Source organism: Pseudomonas sp. LB1P83, from assembly GCF_054897885.1.
In genome coordinates, this window is record NZ_CM142709.1 from 5,616,181 (window position 1) to 5,633,565 (window position 17,385).

At 58.1% G+C, this 17,385-nt stretch carries 11 protein-coding genes and 1 tRNA gene; 10 read left to right on the plus strand and 2 right to left on the minus strand.

Features of this window, described 5'->3' with window-relative positions:
- Positions 1–460: 460 nt before the first annotated feature.
- From dnaG to ACYZTY_RS25865, 5 genes are all read left to right on the plus strand, one after another.
- Entirely contained in the window at positions 461–2,440 is a 1,980-nt protein-coding gene (gene dnaG / locus ACYZTY_RS25845; protein ID WP_461955991.1) for a DNA primase, read from the plus strand.
- A gap of 67 nt (positions 2,441–2,507) precedes the next feature.
- Positions 2,508–4,358, plus strand: coding sequence for an RNA polymerase sigma factor RpoD (gene rpoD / locus ACYZTY_RS25850; protein ID WP_461955992.1), 1,851 nt, complete (start codon positions 2,508–2,510; stop codon positions 4,356–4,358).
- Positions 4,359–4,480: 122 nt separating this feature from the next.
- Positions 4,481–8,227: an EAL domain-containing protein gene (locus tag ACYZTY_RS25855; protein WP_461955993.1), complete on the plus strand. Its 3,747-nt coding sequence runs from the start codon at positions 4,481–4,483 to the stop codon at positions 8,225–8,227.
- 15 nt (positions 8,228–8,242) lie between these two features.
- Positions 8,243–8,319, plus strand: a tRNA-Ile gene (locus ACYZTY_RS25860).
- 351 nt (positions 8,320–8,670) lie between these two features.
- On the plus strand, positions 8,671–9,126 hold the full coding sequence (locus ACYZTY_RS25865) for a Panacea domain-containing protein (protein WP_461955994.1): 456 nt from the start codon (positions 8,671–8,673) through the stop codon (positions 9,124–9,126).
- Between the two features lie 619 nt (positions 9,127–9,745).
- Here the strand turns inward: ACYZTY_RS25865 and ACYZTY_RS25870 are convergent.
- A complete protein-coding gene (locus ACYZTY_RS25870) occupies positions 9,746–9,931 on the minus strand; it encodes a hypothetical protein (protein WP_461955995.1) in 186 nt (61 codons plus the stop codon).
- A gap of 457 nt (positions 9,932–10,388) precedes the next feature.
- On the opposite strand from ACYZTY_RS25870, the gene ACYZTY_RS25875 reads away from it, so the two are divergent.
- The gene (locus ACYZTY_RS25875) at positions 10,389–10,697 is read left to right on the plus strand and encodes a DUF3077 domain-containing protein (RefSeq protein WP_461955996.1); all 309 of its coding nucleotides are present in this window, start codon (positions 10,389–10,391) and stop codon (positions 10,695–10,697) included.
- An 84-nt stretch (positions 10,698–10,781) separates the two neighbouring features.
- Here the strand turns inward: ACYZTY_RS25875 and ACYZTY_RS25880 are convergent, their stop codons facing one another.
- Positions 10,782–11,459, minus strand: coding sequence for a peptidase M41 (locus tag ACYZTY_RS25880; RefSeq protein WP_461955997.1), 678 nt, complete (start codon positions 11,457–11,459; stop codon positions 10,782–10,784).
- A gap of 166 nt (positions 11,460–11,625) precedes the next feature.
- Here ACYZTY_RS25880 and ACYZTY_RS25885 point away from each other — a divergent pair, with 166 nt between their 5' ends.
- From ACYZTY_RS25885 to pqqF, 4 genes are all read left to right on the plus strand, one after another.
- A complete protein-coding gene (locus ACYZTY_RS25885; protein ID WP_007980298.1) occupies positions 11,626–12,087 on the plus strand; it encodes an Lrp/AsnC family transcriptional regulator in 462 nt (153 codons plus the stop codon).
- Between the two features lie 206 nt (positions 12,088–12,293).
- Entirely contained in the window at positions 12,294–13,976 is a 1,683-nt protein-coding gene (locus ACYZTY_RS25890; protein ID WP_461955998.1) for a flavin monoamine oxidase family protein, read from the plus strand.
- A gap of 12 nt (positions 13,977–13,988) precedes the next feature.
- Entirely contained in the window at positions 13,989–14,783 is a 795-nt protein-coding gene (locus ACYZTY_RS25895) for a carbon-nitrogen hydrolase family protein (protein ID WP_461955999.1), read from the plus strand.
- 48 nt (positions 14,784–14,831) lie between these two features.
- Positions 14,832–17,258 carry a pyrroloquinoline quinone biosynthesis protein PqqF gene (pqqF, locus tag ACYZTY_RS25900; RefSeq protein WP_461956000.1) on the plus strand — a complete coding sequence of 809 codons (2,427 nt, stop codon included), beginning with the start codon at positions 14,832–14,834 and terminating at the stop codon, positions 17,256–17,258.
- Positions 17,259–17,385: the final 127 nt, after the last annotated feature.

Here is a 17,385-nt window from a genome sequence, read left to right on the forward strand (position 1 = left end):
TTCTGCCAAGCCCGGCCCTCAGCCGGGCTAATGGCATTTGCGGAAAACGCTTGATGCTTCACCGTCAAAGCCGCAGACGCGACCGAGACAAACCTGCTTCACAGCGTCAGACCTGGCTCTTTTGCCAGCAGTGCACGTCTTTTCTGACGAGCCTTCCAAGGCTACTGACGAGCACACCCACTGATTCCTCTCACGACGATCAGCCCAAGGCACCTTCTTGCGTGCCCGCTTATGAGCTATCCGAGGCCCTCGACTGGCCGCAGCCGGATTCAGCGAAACACTTTCATGTAGTCGAATACTGATTGGCACTAACGTCAGTGGATTTTCGGCAGATACACTTCCCGACAGCGATTACGCAGACGACACCGGTCGAGCCGCACATTTTGCGCGCCTCAAACAACGACCCGCGTTCGGCCGCTCTTCGTTTTGGGTCCATTTAAGCGCAGATGACGAGAACGCCATGGCCGGGCTAATTCCCCAGAGCTTCATTGACGACCTTCTGAACCGCACCGACATCGTCGATGTGGTCAGCTCGCGCCTGCAAATGAAAAAGGCTGGCAAGAACTACACCGCCTGCTGCCCTTTTCATAAAGAGAAAACCCCGTCCTTCAGCGTCAGCCCCGACAAACAGTTCTATTACTGCTTCGGCTGCGGCGCTGGCGGCAACGCCCTCGGCTTCATGATGGACCACGACAACCTGGATTTCGTCCAGGCTGTCGAAGAACTGGCCAAAGCCGCCGGCATGGAAATCCCCCGCGAAGAAAGCGGCCGGCCGCACAAAACGCGGCAGCCGACCGATTCGCCGCTGTACCCGCTTCTCACTGCTGCCGCCGACTTTTACCGGCAGGCCCTGAAAAGCCATCCATCGCGCAAGGCTGCCGTGGATTACTTGAAAGGTCGCGGGCTGACCGGCGAAATTGCCCGGGATTTCGGCCTCGGCTTCGCCCCACCTGGCTGGGACAATCTGTTCAAGCACTTGAGCAGCGACACCCTGCAACAGAAAGCCATGGTCGATGCCGGCCTGCTGATCGAGAACGCCGAAACCGGCAAGCGCTATGACCGCTTTCGCGATCGCGTGATGTTCCCGATACGCGACAGCCGCGGGCGCATCATTGCTTTTGGCGGCCGGGTACTGGGCGATGACAAACCGAAATACCTGAACTCACCGGAAACCCCGGTATTCCATAAGGGCCAGGAACTCTACGGCCTTTATGAAGCACGCAAGAACAACCGCAATCTTGACGAAATCATCGTCGTCGAAGGCTACATGGACGTCATCGCCCTTGCCCAGCAAGGCTTGCGCAATGCCGTCGCGACACTCGGCACCGCCACCAGCGAAGAGCACTTGAAGCGGCTGTTTCGCGTCGTGCCCAACGTGCTGTTCTGCTTCGACGGCGACCAGGCCGGCCGCAACGCTGCGTGGCGCGCACTGGAAGCGGCGCTGCCCTGCCTGCAGGACGGCCGGCGCGCGCGCTTTCTGTTCCTGCCCGAAGGCGAAGACCCGGACACGCTGGTCCGGTCCGAAGGCACTGACGCGTTCCGCGCGCGAATCAACCAGCACGCCCAGCCATTGGCGGATTATTTCTTCCAGCAGCTCACCGAGGAATCGGATCCGCGCTCGCTCGAAGGCAAGGCCCACATGGCCACCCTCGCTGCGCCGCTGATCGACAAGGTCCCGGGCGCGAACCTGCGCATCCTGATGCGTCAGCGCCTGACCGAAATTACCGGGCTTAGCGGCGAAGCCGTGAGCCAGTTGGTGCAAAGCGCTCCTCAGGATGCGCCACCCGCGTACGACCCGGGCATCGATTACGACGCCATGCCGGATTACAGCGACTACCATCAGCCGCAGGCACAAGAGATGTATGTGCCGCAGCAGGAATGGACGCCGAAGAAACCCGGGGCCGGCGGCAAGAAATGGGACAAGAAACCGTGGGACAAGAACGGCAAGCGCGGTGGTGATCGCGACCAACATAGCGCACCACGCACACCGATCGCTGTCGAAGCGCCAACGCTGATAGCACTGCGCACCCTCATTCATCACCCGGAACTGGCGGGCAAGGTAGAAACCGCCGATCACTTCGCGAATGAGAGCAACACATACGCGCAACTGCTGGTAGCCCTCATCGGGGCGGTGCAGAAAAATCCTAAGCTAAACTCTATTCAGTTGATGGCCCGCTGGCACGGGACTGAACAGGGCCGATTGCTCAAGGCCTTGGCGGAAAAGGAATGGCTGATTGACGGCGACAACCTTGAACAACAGTTTTTAGACACCATTACTAGGTTATCGGCAAGTCAACACACGGATAGCCTGGAAGTACTTATCAGGAAAGCAAGGCAGCCAGGATTGACTGCGGAGGAAGCAAATCAGATCGCAAATCAGATGCGCGACCTATTAAAACGCAATATGGCTGTATCAGACCCGACCTCAACTGGCGCGTGAGGTCATAGCTCAGGTATAATCCTCGGCTTGTTTTTTGCCCGCCAAGACCTTCAGTGGATAGGGTGTTATGTCCGGAAAAGCGCAACAGCAGTCTCGTATCAAAGAGTTGATCACACTTGGTCGTGAGCAGGGTTACCTGACTTACGCGGAGGTCAACGACCACCTGCCGGAGGATATTTCAGATCCGGAACAGGTGGAAGACATCATCCGCATGATCAATGACATGGGGATCAACGTATTCGAGGTTGCGCCAGATAAGGATTCCCTTATGCTGGCCGACGCCGATACCGACGAAGCCGCGGCCGAAGAGGCAGCAGCAGCGTTGGCAGCGGTCGAGACCGACATTGGTCGCACCACCGACCCAGTGCGCATGTACATGCGTGAAATGGGTACGGTAGAGCTCCTCACACGTGAAGGCGAAATTGAAATCGCCAAACGTATTGAAGAGGGTATCCGTGAAGTGATGGGCGCAATTGCGCACTTCCCTGGCACGGTTGACCACATTCTGTCCGAGTACACTCGCGTCACCACCGAAGGTGGCCGCCTGTCCGACGTCCTGAGCGGTTATATCGACCCGGACGACGGCATTGCGCCGCCTGCTGCAGAAGTGCCGCCGCCTGTCGATCCGAAAGCCGTGAAAGCGGACGACGATACCGACGACGATGACGCCGAAGCGACGACTGATGACGAAGAAGAAGCCGAAAGCGGTCCGGATCCGGTCATCGCAGCTCAGCGCTTTGGCGCTGTCTCCGATCAGATGGAAATCACCCGCAAGGCGCTGAAAAAGCACGGTCGTGGCAACAAGCTGGCAATTGCCGAGCTGGTGCTGCTGGCTGAGCTGTTCATGCCGATCAAACTGGTTCCGAAGCAATTCGAAGGCCTGGTCGAGCGTGTTCGCAGTGCCCTGGATCGTCTGCGTCAGCAAGAGCGCGCGATCATGCAACTTTGCGTTCGTGATGCCCGCATGCCGCGTGCCGACTTCCTGCGCCAGTTCCCGGGCAACGAAGTTGACGAAAGCTGGACCGATGCACTGGCCAAAGGCAAAAGCAAATACGCTGAAGCCATTGGTCGCCTGCAACCGGACATCGTTCGTTGCCAGCAAAAGCTGACCGCACTGCAAACCGAAACCGGTTTGACGATCGCCGAGATCAAGGACATCAACCGTCGCATGTCGATCGGTGAGGCCAAGGCCCGCCGCGCGAAGAAAGAGATGGTTGAAGCGAACTTGCGTCTGGTGATCTCCATCGCCAAGAAGTACACCAACCGTGGCTTGCAATTCCTCGACCTGATCCAGGAAGGCAACATCGGTTTGATGAAAGCGGTAGACAAGTTCGAATACCGCCGCGGCTACAAATTCTCGACTTATGCCACCTGGTGGATCCGTCAGGCGATCACTCGCTCGATCGCCGACCAGGCCCGCACCATCCGTATTCCGGTGCACATGATCGAGACGATCAACAAGCTCAACCGTATTTCCCGGCAGATGTTGCAGGAAATGGGTCGCGAACCGACCCCGGAAGAGCTGGGCGAACGCATGGAAATGCCTGAGGACAAAATCCGCAAGGTATTGAAGATCGCTAAAGAGCCGATCTCCATGGAAACCCCGATCGGTGATGACGAAGACTCCCATTTGGGTGACTTCATCGAAGACTCGACCATGCAGTCGCCAATCGATGTCGCCACTGTTGAGAGCCTTAAAGAAGCGACTCGCGAAGTTCTATCCGGCCTCACTGCCCGTGAAGCCAAGGTTCTGCGCATGCGCTTCGGTATCGACATGAATACCGACCACACCCTCGAGGAGGTTGGTAAGCAGTTCGACGTGACCCGTGAACGGATTCGTCAGATCGAAGCCAAGGCGTTGCGCAAGCTGCGCCACCCGACGAGAAGCGAGCATCTGCGCTCCTTCCTCGACGAGTGATCACAAAACCCCCGGCCCAGGCCGGGGGTTTTGCTTTGTGCAGATTAAATCCCCCGCACCTCCCCCCCGCCGAATTGCCCGTCTACACTCGAAACATTCCCCCGAGCCATAACGAGACCGTTATGCCCAGACTGCCGACCGTGCTTTTTTTGCTGTCGCTGATGACCTGGACCGCAACGGCTGGCGCGCTGACTCTGACCGACGAAGAACGTAGCTGGCTGGCGGCTCACCCGGACTTGCGCCTGGGTGTCGACGCGTCCTGGCCGCCGTTCGAATTTCGTGATGAACAGGGCCGTTATCAGGGCCTGGCGGCGGACTATATCAACGTGATCCGTCAACGGCTGGGCACCAAACTGACGCCAATCGAGCCGATCAGTTGGACCGAAGTCCTGCAGCAGGCCAAGCAAGGAAAACTCGACATCCTGCCGGGCATCATGTCGACCCCGGAGCGTCAGTCGTACCTGTCGTTCACTCGTCCCTATCTGGACTTTCCGATCGTCATCCTCGCCCATGTCGGAGGCCCCCAGCCGCACAAACTCGAAGAGCTCTACGGGCTGAAGGTCGCCGTGGTGGAAAACTATGCGCCCCACGAGCTGCTACGCACGCATCACCCCGACCTGAATCTGGTGGCGATGCCCAATGTCGCCTCGGCCTTGCAGGCGCTGGCCACCGATGAAGTGGACGCGGTCGTGGGTGATCTCGCCTCCAGTGTCTGGAGCCTGCGTCAGCTCAAGCTCGACGGCCTGTATGTCAGCGGTGAAACACCCTATCGCTATCAATTGGCGATGGCCGTGCCCCCCGACAACAAGTTGCTGGTCGGTATCCTGGACAAAGTCCTGGCCGACATGACCCCAAGTGAAATCAAAGCCATCCAGGAACACTGGGTCGGTAATGTCCTGGATCATCGAACCTTCTGGTCGGATTTGCTGGCTTACGGTCTGCCGGGGCTGCTGTTTCTGATGATCATGCTGGCAGTGGTCATCCGGATTAACCGCCGTTTGAGTTCGGAAATTGCCCGGCGGGTCGATCTGGAGCAAGAACTACGCAGCAGCGAATACCATTACCGCGGGCTGGTAGAGAGCCTTTCCGCGATTGCCTGGGAAGCGCGGATCAGCGACTTCACCTACAGTTATGTGTCACCGCATGCCGAAGAACTCCTTGGCTATCCCCTGTCCCACTGGCTGATTCCCGGCTTCTGGCGCAACATCATCCACCCTGCGGACCTGACCCGGGCCCAGACGTTCTGCGACCACGAGGTACTGGCCGGGCGCGATCACAGCGTCGATTACCGGGTGATCACCGCCGATGGCCGCTGTCTGTGGGTACGCGATATCGTCAGCCTGATCGAGCATGGTCATGAGCCGGTGATGCGCGGGCTGATGATCGACATCAGCGACGCCAAGCGCACTGAAGAGGCGCTGAGCCTGTCCGAGCAAAAATTCGCCTCGGTGTTTCAGCAATGCCCGGACATCCTGGTGATCGCGCGGCTTTCCGATGGCTGCCTGATGGAAGTCAACAAGGCGTTCGAAGAACAAATTGGTCTCAAGGCCGAAGACGTCATTGGCCAGACCGCCACCGACCTGAACATCTGGGGCATCCCCGGTGTTGGTCCGGGTTTGCTGCAGCGCTTGCAGGCCGGCAGCATCCGCAACCTGGAGATGCCCTTTCGCCGCAACAATGGCCAAGTGTTTACCGGCCTGATTTCCGCCGAGCCCTTCGACCTCGATACGACCCCCGCCCTGGTCGTCGTCGTGCGCGATATCAGTCAGCTCAAGGAGACCCAGCAACAACTGCAAACCTCCGAAGAAAAATTCGCCAAGGCCTTCCACGCCTCCCCGGACGGTTTGCTGCTGTCCCGGCAGAGCGACGGGCTGCTGCTGGAGGTCAACGAGGGTTTCAGCCGCATCACAGGCTTCAACAGCGCGATGTCGGTTGATCGTTCAGTCCTGGAATTGGGGATATGGGTCAATCTCAACGAACGTAAGCAAATGCTCGATTTGCTGCACCGTGACGGGTTCGTTCGCGACTTCAGCTGCCACATCCGCCGCAGTGACGGGCAGATCCGTCTCTGCGAGGTTTCAAGCCGTCCACTGCCTATCGGCGATGAAGACTGTATGCTGACCATTGCCCGGGACATCACCGAGCGGCACCTGATGCAGGAGAAACTGCAACAGGCTGCCACGGTGTTCGAGAGCACCGCCGAGGGCGTGTTGATCACCGACACCCAACAGCACATCAGCGCGGTCAACCGAGCGTTCACCGAAATCACTGGCTACAGCGAAAGCGAAGCACTGGGCCACACCCCTCGCCTGCTCGCCTCGGGCCTCCACGACAGCGCGTTCTACGCGGCGATGTGGCACCAACTGACGGACGAAGGTCACTGGCAAGGCGAGATTTCCAACCGACGCAAAAATGGCGAGCTCTACCCGAGTTGGCTGACCATCAGCGCCGTGCGCAACCGGGAGAAGTTCATCACCCACTTCGTGGCGGTGTTCGCGGACATTTCCAGCCTCAAACACGCGCAGGCCAAACTCGACTACCAGGCGCACCACGATCCGCTGACCGGCCTGCCAAACCGCACACTGTTCGAGAGCCGACTGCAGACCGCGCTCAACACCCAACAGGAAAACGGTGGCCAGGGCGCGGTGCTGTTCCTCGACCTGGACCGCTTCAAACACATCAACGACAGCCTCGGTCACCCGGTGGGCGACCTGCTGCTCAAAGGCATCGCCGTGCGCCTCAAAGAGCAACTGCGCGATATCGATACCGTTGCGCGCCTGGGTGGCGACGAATTCATCATCCTGCTGCCCGGCCTGCAACAATCCAGCGATGCCGACAACATTGCCACCAAGCTGCTCAATTGCTTCGCCGCCCCCTTCCAGGCCGGCGAGCACGAGTTTTTCATCAGCGCCAGCATCGGCACCAGCCTGTATCCCAAGGACGGCTGTGACGTCGCCACGCTGGTGAAGAACGCCGATGCCGCGATGTATCGCTCCAAGGCCAAAGGTCGTAACCGGGTGGAAAGCTACACCCGCGACCTCACGGCCCAGGCCAGCGAGCGCGTGGCGCTGGAACATGAACTGCGGCGCGCCATCGAGCGCAATGAACTGTTTCTCTATTACCAACCGAAAATCAGCCTCGCCGACCACCGACTGGTCGGCGCCGAAGCACTCATTCGGTGGCATCACCCAACCTTCGGTGCGGTGCCGCCGGAACACTTCATTCCTTTGGCAGAAGAAAACGGCATGATCCTGCAAATCGGCGACTGGGTACTGGAGACTGCCTGCCGGCAGATGTTTGAGTGGAATCAACTCTACGAAAGCCTGGGGCCGTTGTCGGTCAACCTTGCAGGAGCCCAATTGCGTCAGCCGAATCTGCTGGGCCGGATCGAACAATTGCTCAAGGACAACGGCCTCAGACCCGATTTTCTGCAACTGGAAATTACCGAAAACTTCATCATGAGCCAGGCCGAAGAAGCGCTGGCAGTGCTGCACCAACTCAAACAACTGGGCGTGCAGTTGGCGATCGACGACTTCGGTACGGGCTACTCGTCCCTGAGCTACCTCAAGCGCCTGCCGCTGGACATCCTCAAGATCGACCAGTCCTTCGTCCGCGGCCTGCCTGACGATCCCCACGATGCGGCCATTGTTCGCGCCATCATCGCACTGGGGAGCAGCATGCAATTCACCATCATTGCAGAGGGCGTCGAGACCCTGGCGCAGCAACAATTCCTTGCCGAAGAAGGCTGCGAACAGATCCAGGGCTATATCGTCAGCCTGCCTCTTCCCCCCGACGAATTCGCCGCGACATTTCTTCGTATAGCCGTATCGGATTTTTCGGATAGCACAGCCGAGAAACCATCGCTATAATCCGCGGCCTACTGAGGGCCTATAGCTCAGTTGGTTAGAGCAGAGGACTCATAATCCTTTGGTCCACGGTTCAAATCCGTGTGGGCCCACCAAACAAGAAAGCCGCGCTGATGCGCGGCTTTCGTGTATCTGGCAGTTAGGTTTCCGAGGGGGTTTTTCTTTAGAAGCAGCCGAAGTGTCCAAAACGTGTCCACCTCGATTCGCCACCGCCCCTCGGGTAAGCCTTGCGTCACTAGAGGCACGACCCTTTCCAAGCCTCCCGATCAGCTGTGCGAAGTAGGTGACAAAAAAACTGTACGTACATACAGTAAAAATAACAAAGCGTGCTAGCCATGGTCCTACCGGAGAGGATGCAAGGAGAGCGTATCGGGAATATATGCGCTATATCCCCTATATGGATTTGTGCGAGGTATAGTCGCCTCGCAATGCTCATGGAGGTATACATGACCGTGAAACACACCCCTGTCAATGCCGCGGACGTTGCAGCCTTTGTCCTTGAGAAACAGGGAGAAATTACTGCGATGAAGCTGCAAAAGCTTGTCTATTACAGTCAGGCATGGTCCTTGGTTTGGGATGAGGCACCGTTGATCCACGAGAAAATTCAGGCCTGGGCGAATGGCCCGGTTGTCCCAGAACTCTACTTTGCACACAAGGGCAAATACACGGTGGCTCCTGGCGAAATAGAAGGGAACCCTGCCGCTCTCGATGAAGATCAGCGTGAAACTGTTGAGGCAGTCCTTAGCCACTACGGTGATAAGCACTCTCAATGGCTGAGTGATCTCACGCATGCAGAAGATCCTTGGAAGTATGCTCGCAAAGAAGCTGGTCTTCCCGATGGCGCACGTGGAACCACAGAGATCACCCAAGCGGCGATGGCTGAGTATTACAGCTCACTGTGAGGCTACATGGCTAAGGGAAATGGCAAAAAGATAGCTAACACAAACCATCTCAGACTCCAGCCGAAAAACCAGCCAAACAACCTCATTCCCGTCAAATCCCTGCCAGCGACATATCCTGGAGATTCAGTCGTGCAGATAAGGGGGGGCCCTTTGCTTGGAGTGGTTTGGCGGATGCTGCTGACTACAAAGCTGTAATGGAGCGACTTCACTGCTTTGAAACGATGAGCCTTGAAGAGATAGCCAAAAGCGGATCCCATGACATTGAGCTGAGTAGACTTTCAAGAGATGCCCAGCAGCGTCTTCAAGAGATACAACAAGACGATATCGATTCTCTTATGTCATTTCGAGTGACTGGTCCCAAGAGGGTCTTCTGTATACGGGAAAGAGAGGTAATGCGGGTACTTTGGTTTGACGCGGACCATCAAGTTTGCCTTGCTCCGAAAAAACATACCTAATGCCCCTCCATCCTAGCTACAAATCCAGCCGTAGAAAAATCTCTCTGTAATTAAAAAGAGTGTCTAGCCCTGAAACGGGTGTAAACCTTATTCAGGACGAGACAACACCAAGCGAAAAGCCGCGTAAATACGCGGCTTTTTGCTTTCTGAGATTGGCAACGAAATTAGACCAGCGGAACCACCAAGGTAACGACAACATAGGTCACCAGGGCCAGCGCGGCACCAAGCCCAAACGGCAGTAGGATCGCACGGGTGGCAGTCGGAGCCGGGCTGCGCATGTCTTCGGCCAAGGCGGCCACCTCTCGGCGCAACTGCTCAATGTTGGTTTGAGTCGTGGGTGGTGTGGACATATTGCGTCTTCCTATATGGATCACGAGTGGTGCCGTATGCGCGGCTCCGCAGCGGGTGTACGTCATATTTCCTGTCTGCCGCCTAGGTTAAATTTTACGCGCACATCGGTTTATCGGATGACGTCCGTCAAGGTTGTAGGCAAACTCCGAGAATTGCGTAATGGGTGCGTTTGGGCACTTTGCCGCCTTGTTGGCGTTCTCTTCGAAGGGATACTCTCCGGACGTCGCTGCAAATGCAGTGATCGGGTGTGGTAACCCGGCTAGGCAAAGTGCAACAGCGCTCCCCATTACGATTTCATGCGTTTTTACGCCTGTAATCCTGTGTTATGGCGGCTGTGCGTGGGAGACCTTCGGGTCTGCCGGTTTCTTTGCTTTCCCGGTTTACCACCCTGCGTACAGCTGCCACCCATTCGTGTGGTAACGAATGCGGCAGCTCCTCGTTTTAAGGAGCGAAACAATGAGCAAAGCAAATCCGTCCGCACCGTCTGACCTGAAAACCATCGGTTTCACCCCACTCATCTACTGCTCGGATCAGGCGTTGTTTAACGTCCGTGCCGGCGTCCCCATCGTTGATGCATTGTCACAAGCCTCCGATCTGCTGTTCCTCGCCAAATCATTTGCCGAGGACGCAGCCTACGCAAGAGACACCGACCGACACGCCTGGGCCGCGCACTACCTGACGGCGATGGGTAAGGCGGTGATTGATGATGTGGTGAAAGTGCTGACACCGAGACCGGTTCGGACCGCGACGGAATCCGAGGAATAGCTCGGCAAATCCCCCTGAAATACGCCCCGATTATTCGGGGCTTCCAAATCGTGATCGAGCGCGCAATGCGCGCCGGGCATGTCGTTATTTACTGTGCGGATCGGCATCACCACTACCAGACCAGACACTCAACACAGGAATCCCCTGCACCAACCCCATCCGCTCAAGCACCTCCCTCGTCAACACCCCCTCATACGTATCCGCCGCCCTGCCCCATTGCTCGACGATACCCATGGCATCTACCAACGCCTCGCCCAACCCGGTAATCGTATCGGCCAATGCCTCCACGATTGTTTGAGTCCGGCCCCACAGACGATCCGTAATCTCTTTCAGCTCGGCCGATATGCGGTCAGGCAAAGCCGGATCCGTATCGGGGTAAGTGATGTTGCGCAGCAAGTGCCGTAACTCCCTGATTTTTGCGTAGTCCTGTTCCGCCCCAAGCTCTCCCCTCAGGATGGCGGCGGCTTTCGGCTTGTCGACGCGTTTGCCGGCCGAACGCTTTGAAGCCAATGACTGCGCCATGGAGCCCGCAAAGAGCACCATTATCCGGGCCTCCAGATGCTCCTTCATTGCCTCAATCGACGAAATTGAACGAGCCATGGTAATGGAAGCGCCCGCTTGATGCCTCAAGTCCATGGTCACTTTCAGGCTCACGTCACCCGTTTCAAACCCCAGGGCTCGGGCAACGACGTAATGCCCCATTTCGTGATGGGCAATCTGCACTGCATGATCCCGTACAGCGGGTGGCATCTTCTGCGTCATTTTTATCACCTCGCATCCCTCGATTTCTCATTCGACTATGACTGACTGCTGGTGTCCATCCTGTCTTCCGCACGCCATCTGATGTTCCGAAAACAGATCAGACATCCGCTGTGCCAGCCGTGCTGTAACATGCCAACCCACTGATTTGTGTTGCCGGAGACGCCCCTTGCCTGACACCCGCCCGCCCGTTCTTGACGAAATCGACCGCCAATTGATCGCGGCCCTGCAGATCAATGCTCGCGAGAGCGTGGCCATGCTCGCTCGCCAATTGGGCATCGCACGGACCACGGTGACTTCACGTCTGGCGCGGCTGGAGAAGGCTAAAGTCATCACCGGTTACGGCGTGCGCCTGGGTCAACGGGTGGTGGACGGTGGATTGCAGGCGTATGTCGGGATCACGGTGCAACCACGGTCGGGCAAGGAAGTGTTGCGTCGGCTCAGTGCCATGGCCCAGGTGCAGCAGTTATGTGCGGTGAGTGGCGAATTTGATTATGTGGCGTGGTTGCGCACAGACTCGCCGGAGCAGCTGGATCAGTTGCTGGATCAGATTGGCAGTGTGGATGGGGTGGAGAAGACCACGACTTCGATCATCTTGAGTAGCAAGATTGATCGGGGGCAGCCGGTTTGATTGGCAGTGTTCTTGAGGGCCTCTTCGCGGGCAAGCCTCGCTCCTACACTGACGGTGTGTAGCTTTAGCTCGTCATATTGATCAGTTTATTGGCAAAACGACGACACATTGCGTCTTATTAACGTGTTCTACGCTCTCTAGAATGGCTGCCATCTTTTCCTATACTCAGATGCGCATTCCGCGTCGGGTCGCCAGTAAGGTCAGCCATGAACAAGAACAATCGCCATCCTGCAGACGGTAAAAAACCAGTCACCATTTTCGGCCCGGACTTTCCTTTCGGCTTTGACGACTGGATCGAACACCCGGCAGGCCTGGGCAGCATTCCTGCGCACAATCATGGCGCCGAAGTGGCGATTGTCGGCGCGGGTATCGCCGGCCTGGTGGCGGCTTACGAGTTGATGAAACTGGGCCTCAAGCCGGTCGTCTACGAAGCCTCGAAAATGGGTGGCCGCCTGCGCTCCCAGGCGTTCAACGGGACCGATGGCATCGTCGCCGAACTGGGCGGCATGCGCTTCCCGGTGTCGTCCACGGCGTTTTACCACTATGTCGACAAGCTCGGTCTCGAGACCAAACCTTTTCCCAATCCGCTGACGCCGGCCTCTGGCAGCACCGTGATCGACCTGGAAGGCAAAACCCACTACGCACAGAAACTGGCGGATCTTCCTGCACTGTTCCAGGAAGTGGCTGACGCGTGGGCGGATGCGCTGGAGGCCGGCTCGCAGTTCTCCGATATCCAGCAAGCGATCCGCGACCGTGACGTGCCGCGTCTCAAAGAGCTCTGGAACACGCTGGTTCCGCTGTGGGATGACCGCACCTTCTACGACTTTGTCGCCACCTCCGAAGCATTCGCCAAGCTTTCGTTCCATCACCGCGAAGTGTTCGGCCAGGTCGGCTTCGGCACCGGCGGCTGGGACTCGGACTTCCCGAACTCGATGCTGGAAATCTTCCGCGTCGTGATGACCAATTGCGACGATCACCAACATCTGGTCGTCGGCGGCGTCGAACAAGTGCCACAAGGCATCTGGCGCCATGTGCCAGAACGTTGCGTGCACTGGCCTGAAGGCACCAGCCTCAAGTCGCTGCACAGAGGCGCGCCACGCTCCGGGGTCAAGAAAATCGCTCACGCCCCGGACGGCCGTTTTGCAGTCACCGATAACAACGGCGACACCCGCGAGTACGCCGCAGTACTGACTACCTGCCAGAGCTGGCTGCTGACCACCCAGATTGAATGCGATGAAACACTGTTCTCGCAAAAGATGTGGATGGCCCTGGACCGCACGCGCTACATGCAGTCGTCGAAAACCTTCGTGATGGTCGACCGGCCATTCTGGAAGGACAAGGATCCGGAAACCGGCCGCGACCTGATGAGCATGACCCTCACCGATCGCCTGACCCGCGGCACCTATCTCTTCGACAACGGCGACGACAAGCCGGGCGTGATTTGCCTGTCGTACTCGTGGATGAGCGATGCGTTGAAAATGCTGCCGCACCCGGTGGAGAAACGCGTTGAACTGGCGCTGAACGCGTTGAAAAAGATCTACCCGAAAGTCGACATCGCCGCGCGGATCATCGGCGATCCGATCACCGTGTCGTGGGAAGCCGACCCGCATTTCCTCGGCGCGTTCAAAGGCGCCCTGCCCGGCCACTACCGCTACAACCAGCGCATGTACGCGCACTTCATGCAGGACGACATGCCGGCCGAGCAACGCGGGATCTTCATCGCCGGCGACGACGTTTCGTGGACGCCGGCGTGGGTTGAAGGCGCTGTGCAAACCTCGCTCAACGCGGTGTGGGGCATCATGAAACACTTCGGCGGTGAAACTCACGCCGAGAACCCGGGTCCAGGAGATGTGTTCAACGAGATCGGTCCGATCGCCCTGCCCGAGTAAAAGGAGTTCTAAATGCGCGTAGCCCTTTACCAATGCCCACCGCTGCCCCTGGATGTCGCAGGTAACCTGCAACGCCTGCATCAATTGGCACTGGAGGCCAAAGGCGCAGACTTGCTGGTGCTGCCTGAGATGTTCCTGACCGGCTACAACATCGGCATCGATGCGGTCAACGTGCTGGCAGAAGTGCACAACGGTGAGTCGGCGCAGCAGATCGCGCGCATTGCCAAGACCGCGGGGATCGCCATTTTGTATGGCTACCCCGAGCGTACCGAGGACGGGCAGATCTACAACGCCGTGCAGTTGATCGACGCCAACGGCGAGCGCCTGTGCAACTACCGCAAGACTCACCTGTTCGGCGACCTCGATCACTCGATGTTCAGCGCCGGGCAGGGTGAGTTTCCGTTGGTGGAACTCAATGGCTGGAAACTCGGCTTTTTGATCTGCTACGACCTGGAATTCCCGGAAAACGCCCGACGCCTCGCTTTGGCAGGCGCCGAGTTGATCCTGGTGCCAACGGCAAACATGATTCCTTTCGACTTCGTTGCCGACGTTACCGTCCGTTCCCGCGCCTTCGAAAACCAGTGTTATGTGGCTTACGCCAACTACTGCGGGCATGAAGGCGAAATCAATTACTGCGGCCAGAGCAGCATCGCCGCGCCGGATGGCAGCCGCATCGCCCAGGCGGGCCTGGATGAAGCGCTGATTGTCGGCGAGCTGGATCGTCAGTTGATGGTCGATTCCCGCGCCGCCAATCGCTACTTGATCGATCGCCGTCCCGAGCTTTACGGCGACCTTAACAAGCGCTGATCCACCGTAATCCGCTAGCATTAGCGCTTCTCTGTTCTGGAAGTGCTCATGCCTGCGCTGAATCACCCTCGCCCCCACACTGAAACCCTGGCCAACGGCCTGCGGGTGACGCTGCGTCATGCTCCCGATTTGAAGCGCTGCGCTGCTGCGTTGCGGGTTTGCGCGGGCAGTCACGACGTGCCGCTGGCATGGCCCGGCCTCGCGCATTTTCTTGAGCATTTGCTGTTTCTGGGTACCAAGCGCTTTCCCGCAGGGCAAGGGCTGATGGCCTACGTGCAAGGTCACGGCGGACAGGTCAATGCGCGCACCAGTGAACGCACGACCGACTTCTTTTTCGAACTGCCGCCGCAAGCATTCGCCGATGGGCTGGAGCGTCTGTCAGACATGCTCGCTCATCCACGTATGAATCAGGACGATCAGCGGCGGGAACGGGAAGTGCTGCACGCCGAATTTGTCGCATGGTCCCGGGATGCCACGGCCCAGCAGCAGTTCGCGTTGTTCGATGGGCTTTCGGCCGCTCACCCGCTCCGGGCGTTTCATGCGGGCAACCGGTACAGCCTGCCGGTGCCGCAGCCGGAGTTTCAGCAAGCGTTGAAGGATTTCCATCAGCAGTTTTATCAGACCGGGCAGATGACATTGAGCCTGGCCGGCCCGCAAAGTCTCGATGAGTTGAGGGCAATGGCCCAGCGTTTCGACGTTGCTATTAGCGTCGGGGAAAAGGTCCAGCAAGAAGCGCCTGCACCGCTGATGGATTCTTCCGATAAAAGTTATCAACAGGTTGGCGAGCGTCGGCTCGATCTTCTATTCGCGTTCGAAGCGTTACCTGACTCATCGCGCGAAGCATTAGCGTTTCTGTGCCATTGGCTGAACGCCGCGAAACCTGGTGGTCTGCTGGCTGAGTTGCGCACACGCGGGCTGGCGGAAAGCCTGAAAGCTGCGCCGTTGTATCAGTTTGCCGGGCAAGCCTTGCTGCACATTGAATTCACGACGGCCCAATCGGCGAACGCGATCCGCGAGCGACTGATGGATTGGCTGGGCTTTTTTGCTTCTCACCAAAACTGGACAGAGTTGCGCAACGAGTACGCCGCCCTGCTCGACCGCCAGCAACAAGTCAGCGGCGCACTGCAATTGGCCCGTCTGGACAGCGAGCAGCTTGAAGCAGGCTTATCCGAACAGGGCGTCGTAGCGCTCATGGACATCCTGAAGAAAATCGGTGCTGTGGATAACTTCTCCGGCGAATGGCAATTGCCGACGCCCAATCCGTTTTTACGTGCTGAAGCACCTGCGGCTAATGCCGGATTGATTCGCGGCCAGACCAGCAAACACCGGGGCCTGCGGACATTTGCTCAGGATCGTTCGCGCAGCCGTCGCGAAAACTCCCCGATGCAGTTCAGTCAGGCGTTGCCTGATAACACGGATGAAGGTGCGATTTATCTGCGCTGGCGACTGCTGTCCAAACCTCACAGCCGTCTTCAGTCGAGCCTGGAAAATCGCCTGCAGCCTCTGCGTGAAGATGCCCGTCAGGCGGGCGTCGACTTTTCCTTCAGTGCGTCAGGCAATGAATGGTTGCTGAAGATGACAGGACTGCAGGAGCCGATGCCGACCGTCCTCGAACATGCGCTGAAAGAGCTGACACAACCAGAGGCCGGTTTCTCACAGGAAGAACCGACCAGCGTGCCGTTGATGCCGATAAAACAGCTGTTGAAGACGCTGCCCGAGCAGTGCCTCGAGCGCACCGCTGACACCGATGACGTCCAGCAGTTGTGGGCGAGCGCGCGCTGGCAAGGTCTGGCGACGGGCTTGTCGGAGCAGACTCAAGCAGCGATGGGCCTGGCACTGAGCCGCGTGCCCGGTGTTGCGGACGATCAGCCGTCGCCGCCCGCTTCGATAAACTCGCTGCACCTTTGGAGCGCGATCGACACCGGCTCCAGCGAACACGCGTTGTTGCTGTTTTGTCCGACGGCCACACGGGACATCACGGACGAAGCCGCGTGGCGCTTACTCGCCCACTTCTGCCAGACGCCGTTTTACCAGCGCCTGCGGGTCGAGCTGCAATTGGGTTATGCCGTGTTCAGCGGCCTGCGTCAGATTCATGGGCAGACCGGGCTGCTGTTCGGCGTTCAATCACCGAGCGTTGCCCCACAGGATCTGCTGGAACACATAGAACGCTTCTTGAGCGAAATGCCCGCCATGATTGAAGGCATCGATGCCGCGACCTTCATCGCCCAGCGCCAGGCCCTGGCCGATCAATTCCACAGCACCGCACTGCCCCACACTCAGGCAGCCGAACTGCTCTGGCAGGGCAAACTGGCCGGCCACTCGTCGGATTATCTGGAGCGTCTGCCTGAAGCAATCCTGATGATCGATCGCGACGCGTTGAAAGCCGCCGCCCGACAACTGAATCATGCCGAAGGTGGCTGGCGCTGCCTGGCCAGCAGTGCTTGCGCAAAGGCGCCTTGGCAAGCGGCAAAATGATCATTACCGACGCTGCAATTAGCTTTCTCAAAGATTCGCGGCCAATCGCTCTGAAATTTTGAGTAACATAGCCACCTAACTATCTGAACATCTCCGGCTGGAGGTGGACTATATGTATAGGTCTCAA

Excerpts from the sequence above, each read along its gene's own strand:
- ACYZTY_RS25865 (WP_461955994.1), top strand. The coding sequence starts at position 8,671 with ATGACCGTGAAACACACCCCTGTCAATGCCGCGGACGTTGCAGCCTTT.
- dnaG (WP_461955991.1), top strand. The coding sequence starts at position 461 with ATGGCCGGGCTAATTCCCCAGAGCTTCATTGACGACCTTCTGAACCGC.
- ACYZTY_RS25880 (WP_461955997.1), bottom strand. The coding sequence starts at position 11,459 with ATGACGCAGAAGATGCCACCCGCTGTACGGGATCATGCAGTGCAGATT.
- rpoD (WP_461955992.1), top strand. The coding sequence starts at position 2,508 with ATGTCCGGAAAAGCGCAACAGCAGTCTCGTATCAAAGAGTTGATCACA.
- ACYZTY_RS25870 (WP_461955995.1), bottom strand. The coding sequence starts at position 9,931 with ATGTCCACACCACCCACGACTCAAACCAACATTGAGCAGTTGCGCCGA.
- ACYZTY_RS25875 (WP_461955996.1), top strand. The coding sequence starts at position 10,389 with ATGAGCAAAGCAAATCCGTCCGCACCGTCTGACCTGAAAACCATCGGT.
- ACYZTY_RS25890 (WP_461955998.1), top strand. The coding sequence starts at position 12,294 with ATGAACAAGAACAATCGCCATCCTGCAGACGGTAAAAAACCAGTCACC.
- ACYZTY_RS25855 (WP_461955993.1), top strand. The coding sequence starts at position 4,481 with ATGCCCAGACTGCCGACCGTGCTTTTTTTGCTGTCGCTGATGACCTGG.
- pqqF (WP_461956000.1), top strand. The coding sequence starts at position 14,832 with ATGCCTGCGCTGAATCACCCTCGCCCCCACACTGAAACCCTGGCCAAC.
- ACYZTY_RS25895 (WP_461955999.1), top strand. The coding sequence starts at position 13,989 with ATGCGCGTAGCCCTTTACCAATGCCCACCGCTGCCCCTGGATGTCGCA.